The organism is Clostridium cuniculi (assembly GCF_004353185.1).
Lineage (GTDB): Bacteria > Bacillota > Clostridia > Clostridiales > Clostridiaceae > Clostridium > Clostridium cuniculi.
In genome coordinates, this window is sequence record NZ_SMUS01000074.1 from 1 (window position 1) to 5,813 (window position 5,813).

4 protein-coding genes are annotated in these 5,813 nt (G+C 27.2%); 1 reads left to right on the forward strand and 3 read right to left on the reverse strand.

Annotation, left to right across the window (positions count from 1 at the left end; genetic code table 11):
• From EJJ37_RS19320 to EJJ37_RS19330, 3 genes are all read right to left on the reverse strand, one after another.
• Positions 1 to 1,220, reverse strand: a 1,220-nt coding sequence (locus EJJ37_RS19320; protein ID WP_133017071.1) for a YibE/F family protein, incomplete at its 3' end; no start/stop codon positions are given.
• Between the two features lie 74 nt (positions 1,221 to 1,294).
• Positions 1,295 to 3,499 (reverse strand): purple acid phosphatase family protein, encoded by a 2,205-nt coding sequence (locus tag EJJ37_RS19325; RefSeq protein ID WP_133017072.1) that lies wholly within the window; start codon positions 3,497 to 3,499, stop codon positions 1,295 to 1,297.
• Positions 3,500 to 3,692: 193 nt separating this feature from the next.
• Positions 3,693 to 4,475, reverse strand: coding sequence for an endonuclease/exonuclease/phosphatase family protein (locus EJJ37_RS19330; protein WP_133017073.1), 783 nt, complete (start codon positions 4,473 to 4,475; stop codon positions 3,693 to 3,695).
• Between the two features lie 203 nt (positions 4,476 to 4,678).
• Between EJJ37_RS19330 and EJJ37_RS19335 the strand changes: the two genes are divergently transcribed.
• The gene (locus EJJ37_RS19335; protein ID WP_166484852.1) at positions 4,679 to 5,518 is read left to right on the forward strand and encodes a tetratricopeptide repeat protein; all 840 of its coding nucleotides are present in this window, start codon (positions 4,679 to 4,681) and stop codon (positions 5,516 to 5,518) included.
• The last annotated feature ends 295 nt before the right edge of the window (positions 5,519 to 5,813 follow it).

The window sequence follows — 5,813 nt, forward strand, 5'->3', positions numbered from 1 at the left end:
GTTGTAAGGCATATGATAACTATTATAAATAATAATATATTTATTACATTTTTGATTTTTTTAGTCATAACATATCTCACTATTAACACTCTTTTTCTTTCAAAAGTTAATAAATAAGCTGAAATAATTGATACTAATGGAACCGATAATATTATAGCGATACTTCCTGAAACTCCCTGCATTATCTCAATACCAACTTCATATGTATTTATAACTTGATTATATCTTAGTGCATAGGCATAATTTAAAATCAATGTATTTATTGAGCCACCAGTAAAAGCTAATATTAATGTATTAGACATAGTTCCCATCATATCTCTACCTACATTTATTCCTGATTTAAAAAGTTCTTTTTTGCCTATTTTATTATTATGAATATATATCTCATTAATAGTAGATGCTATAGACATACTTACATCCATGACAGCTCCTAATGATGCAATAAGTATGGCAGCAAATAATATACCTCCAACTTTCAAATTTGTATTACTTGCTATAAATACTAACTCTTCAACTTCTGAAACATTATAACCTGATATCTTTGCAATATGACCAAATCCAGCTGCACATATTCCAGCAATTATTACTCCTATTATAGTACCTATAATTGCAGCAACTGATTTTTTGCTTATTCCATCAATTAGATATAATGAAACTATTGTTATTAATATTATTACAACTACAGCTGATAAAAACGGAGAATATCCCTTGTATAACATAGGCAGAAATAAATAAATTATACATATAAACGTAAATACTAGTCCTATTGCTGATTTAAAACCTTTTTTACCTCCAATAACCCAAAGCATAAGTAGAAAACATCCTACAAACATATAAATAATATTAGATCTATCATAGCTATAAACTGATGCTGAAGCACTTCCGTCATATTCACTTATACTGGCTATAACTTTCATTCCTACTGTACAATCCGCACCATATAAATATCCTGCAAAACTTGTACTATCTAATATCTCGCCCTTTAATTTTCCACTTAATATCTTTAATTTAACTTTTTGATATCCAATTCTTGAGCCATCTTCTTGAAGATTATCTTCTATTATTTCCATAACAATAGCCTTTTCATAACTCGTTCCAGCACGATTAATTAGCTCTGCCTTTTCAATGTTATTAAAAAAATATAAAAACATAAAAAATAATATAACAATAACTCCTACTATAATCTTCCCTTTTATATTTCTTAATAAACCTGTTAACATAACATTCCTCCCGTTTAATTAGAGTTTATCTCAAAACAGAACAAATTTCATTTTGAAATGAACTTACTTTTAGCTTATTTTACTATTTCTTTCTTCTTCTTAAAGTTTAATGCTACTATTCCGACTGCTGCTAGTGATAGAATTCCATAAACAAATATATTAGAACTATCACCAGTATTTACACTACTATTTGGCTTACTTGTCGAAGTTGAATCATTGATTGTACTTTCATTACTATCACTTCCATTATTAGTAATTCCACCTGAAGCTTCTTCTTTAACTACAACTGTGTTTTTAAATCTATTGACTGCTTCTTTTAGCTTTGAAACTGCCTCATCTACAATTATTTGGCTAGCATCATCAGAAGAACATACTTCCTTTGCAGTATTAATGGCTGCTACTAGTTCATTTTTAGCTTCTTGTGGATATTGTCCAGCTTCATTTCCAACTACTGAATTATTTGATAATTCTTCAGCTGCTGTAATTTCAACATTTAACTCTGTAGTATCTCCCTTTAATGCAAGTTGATCCATAGCTACTTTTAAATTTCCATAAACTTCTGAAACTAATTCTTCATTAAGATTTATATCTTCAGCTATTTTTTGAGCACTTAAAAGTGTAGCTTCAAATTCAACCCAAGTTGATACTGTATATTTTTCTTTATCTTCAAATTTAGCTTCTGCTTCTTCAATCTTTTCTAATAAATTTCCATATTCAACAGATTTAACAATAGTAATAGTATCATCTATTTTTTCCATAGTATCTGTTCTATATGTACTAATTGATAAACTTACATTATCAACACTTATAGCTGAAAATGTAGGTACATCCTCTTGCCATCTACTTGCAATATAAGCTTGTTGTCTTGGTACATTATTATAGTACTTACTACCTGATGCAGAGTTTGCTGTTATATATAATATTCCCTCTGGATTATATATGTTTTCACCTTTAACAATTAAATCTGATTGTATTGCATTTTTATCTCCAATGCTTTCTAAGTAATTTAAGTATTTTTCATCTTCAACTAATTCAGTATAATCACTTTCAAATTCTATATCAAAAAATTCTTCAAATTCCTCTTCAGTTAAAAATGTACTGCTATCTTTTACTCCACCTTTTAATATCTCAGATCTAGCATAAGTATGATCATGTCCTGTTAAAACAACATCAATATCATTTTCTTCAAAAATCGGAACTAATTTATACCTTAATTCTACAATATCAGGTTCATTAGAATGTTCCCCTGACCCATAAATATCTTGGTGTAAAGTTACTACTTTCCAAGTCACATCCCCAGCTTCAGCTATAGCTTGTTCTATAAATTGCTTATGTTCTTGTGCATTTGTATTATTAGTATTTAGCATAATAAATAATGTATTTCCATATGTGTAATGATAGTTACCACCAGCTACTGTAGAACCTAAAGTACTTGTATTAGGATTGTTAAAATGGTAAGAATAATTTCCACTAATAGCATCATGATTTCCTATTGTAGTCGCAACTGGTAATGACTTTAATGCATCTGGACTTAAATATCCAGCATATTCAATTTCATTGTCAGTATAAGCAAGAGCTTGTTCCATATTAGCATTTTTATCTCTTATTGAAATTTGATCTCCTACTGAAATCATAAAACTTGCATTTGGAACTAACGATAATGCTTTTTTTATAGTATTATTCCAATTGAAACTATCATTTCTTACAGCTCTCTCTTGTCCTATTACTTCTGTTTCACCAGTTGCTGTATTTTTAAGTGACGAACCTATTTGTGGATCTCCTGCTAAGAAAAAAGTAAACTTATTAGTCGATTGTGTATTAATTTCCACAGGTTCACTCCAATTTTCATTAGTCCCATAAGTATAATAATATATAGTATTTTCTTCTAGGGCACTTATAGTTACTTTATTTGATACATACTCCACATTAGTTTTCTGGTTAGTAACAGCTCTACTTTGTTTTCCAGTAAATTCAACAAAATTACTCATATCTAAATTTTTGCTTATTCTTACTTTGGGTGAAGTTTCTTCTTTATTAGAATACCAAGCAAAGTTTAATTCTGTTTCATTTTTTCCTGGTGTAATTGATAATTGAGTCCAATCATTTTTAATTGTTTCCCATTTTTCACACCAAGCTTCCCAAGCTCCACCTTGTGCTGCCTCTGTATATGGTGCTTCTGTCCATCCATCATTTTCTGCCGCAAATACAGTATAGCTTGTAGTAGTCAGCATAATTGCTAACATTAAAGCTGCCATTACCTTTTTAGTTCTTTTTATCATTTTAAAATTCCCCCTTGTAATTACTTACAAAGCGAATTATATATCATTTCTATACTTAAATGTATTTTTTTAACATTTATTAACTTATAATATTCTATATTTTACTTATTTTAAAACCAGTTAACATTTATTTAACCTTTCCTCCTAAATAAAAAAGATAACTAAAAATAATTCTAGCTATCCTTTACCATATTTATTTATTTTTTATTCTAATATCTGCAATTAATGGATAATGATCTGATGGATATTTTCCATTAATATTATCTTTAACTATATCAACATCAACAATTTCTAGATCCTCACTAACAAAAATATAGTCAATATGCAATCCCTTTTCTTTACCTTTAAAACTGCTCATAGTTGATTTACTATATAGCTCTTTTTTTACTTCTTGTACAGCTATAAATCTATCAGTACTATATTCACCAGCTGCAAACTTTTTAATAACTTTACTATTTGGTGTTGCATTAAAATCACCCATTATAATTACAGGTAATTTTTCTTCTTTACGATTTTTTTCAATAAATTGTCCTAACTTCTTTAATCCGAAATCTCTAGCTTGAGGTAAAAAACAATCAAGATGAGTATTATATATTCTCACCCTTTCTCCACTTTTTAACTCTACTACAGCCGTTGTACAAATTCTTGGATATAAGGAATACCAAAGTTGGCTTCCTACCTTATCTGGGCTTTTAGATAACCAAAATGTTTTATGTTTTAATATATTATGCCTTTCTTCAATAAACAAATTATTTCTCTCTGAAAAAAACCTCTTACTTCTTGCACTTCCTATGATATTGTAATTATTTACATTGGAATTTATATCATCATACATTTTATTATTTACTTCTTGAACTCCTATAATATCACATTTATATTTATCTATTATCTTATAAACTATATGTTTTCTATCATCCCATCTATTTTTAAAATCTAGAATAAAATCGCTTCTTAAATTGAAAGACATTACTCTCATAACTTTTCTCCTTGCCTTAATTTTTTACTAAACTTATTATACTACTTTTTATCTCAATTAAAACTATTAACTTTTTATTAGTCACTTGTGAAATTATTTACATATTGTATAATAATAACTATAATATACTAATATTTACTACTTTTTTTAACTTTATATCTATAATAAGGTTTGATAAAACATTTCAATTAATGGAGGATTTTATGGGAAAAAATTTAAACAAAGGTACTATTATTTTACTATCTATAGGCGTACTTTCCTTACTATTAGGAATTTTTCTTGGAATACAATTTGCTATACTTGTATTCTTAATGTTGTTCTTAATTTACTTAATAATAACAAAAAAACATTATATTAAAGTATTTAAAGCTATGAAATCATATAAATTAGAAGATTATAAGACTACATTAGAATATTATAGAGATGCCGCTATGTCTCCTTGGGCAAATGCACCTATCATAATAAATTACTTAATTTGCGAATTAAAATATGGTAAACCCTCATTAGCAAAAGAATATATAAATGAAAATTTAAATCTTAAAAGTATTAAGCCACATGAGTTTATAAATTTAGAAGTTACAAAAGCAATTGTTACTTGGAAAACTAGCTCTAAAGAAGAAGCAATAACTTCTTTAAAAAATCTATTAGCTAATAATAAAAACACTTATATATATGAAACACTAACTTCATTTTTATTATGCTCTAATAAATTTGATGAAGCAAAAAATTATATTAATGAAGCTATGGAATTTAATCCTGATAATAATATAATTAAATCTAACTATGCTGAAATCTGCTATAAACTTGAAAAGTTTGATGAAGCAAAAAAATATTTCGATACTTTAATTAATGAAAATGTTCGTTTTATTGAACCCTACTATTATACAGCATTAATAGAAAATAAAAATGGAAACTTTGAAAGATCAATAGAATTATTAAGGAAAGCTCAAGAATTAAATGAATCCTTAGTAAGTCTAATCAGTCAATCTGATGTTGAGCAAGCACTTAATTGTGCTATGGTAAAATCATTAAATTCTGTATAACAAAAAAAATCTGGAAACTTTCTAATGATATGTTGCCAGATTTTTTTATTAAAAGGAGCTGTCGCAATAGCGGGTAAAAAAATCCGCTAGCAATAGCTCTTTTTCTATATTTTCAAAAAAATAATTGTACATTTTCGATTAAAATCAAATTGAATATAAAAATAGACACACTTAAATAAGCCTAATGAAAAAAGGCTTTAAAAAATTAAATTATGCAGTTTTCTTTAATTCAAATAAATGCTTACCAGTTCGGTTAGCCTGTATTTTGTTATGCAATTTATTTATATTATGAGCT

Bases quoted from the DNA above. Each gene is read 5' to 3' on its own strand.
- EJJ37_RS19325 (WP_133017072.1), bottom strand. From the start codon at position 3,499: ATGATAAAAAGAACTAAAAAGGTAATGGCAGCTTTAATGTTAGCAATT.
- EJJ37_RS19330 (WP_133017073.1), bottom strand. From the start codon at position 4,475: ATGAGAGTAATGTCTTTCAATTTAAGAAGCGATTTTATTCTAGATTTT.
- EJJ37_RS19335 (WP_166484852.1), top strand. From the start codon at position 4,679: ATGGGAAAAAATTTAAACAAAGGTACTATTATTTTACTATCTATAGGC.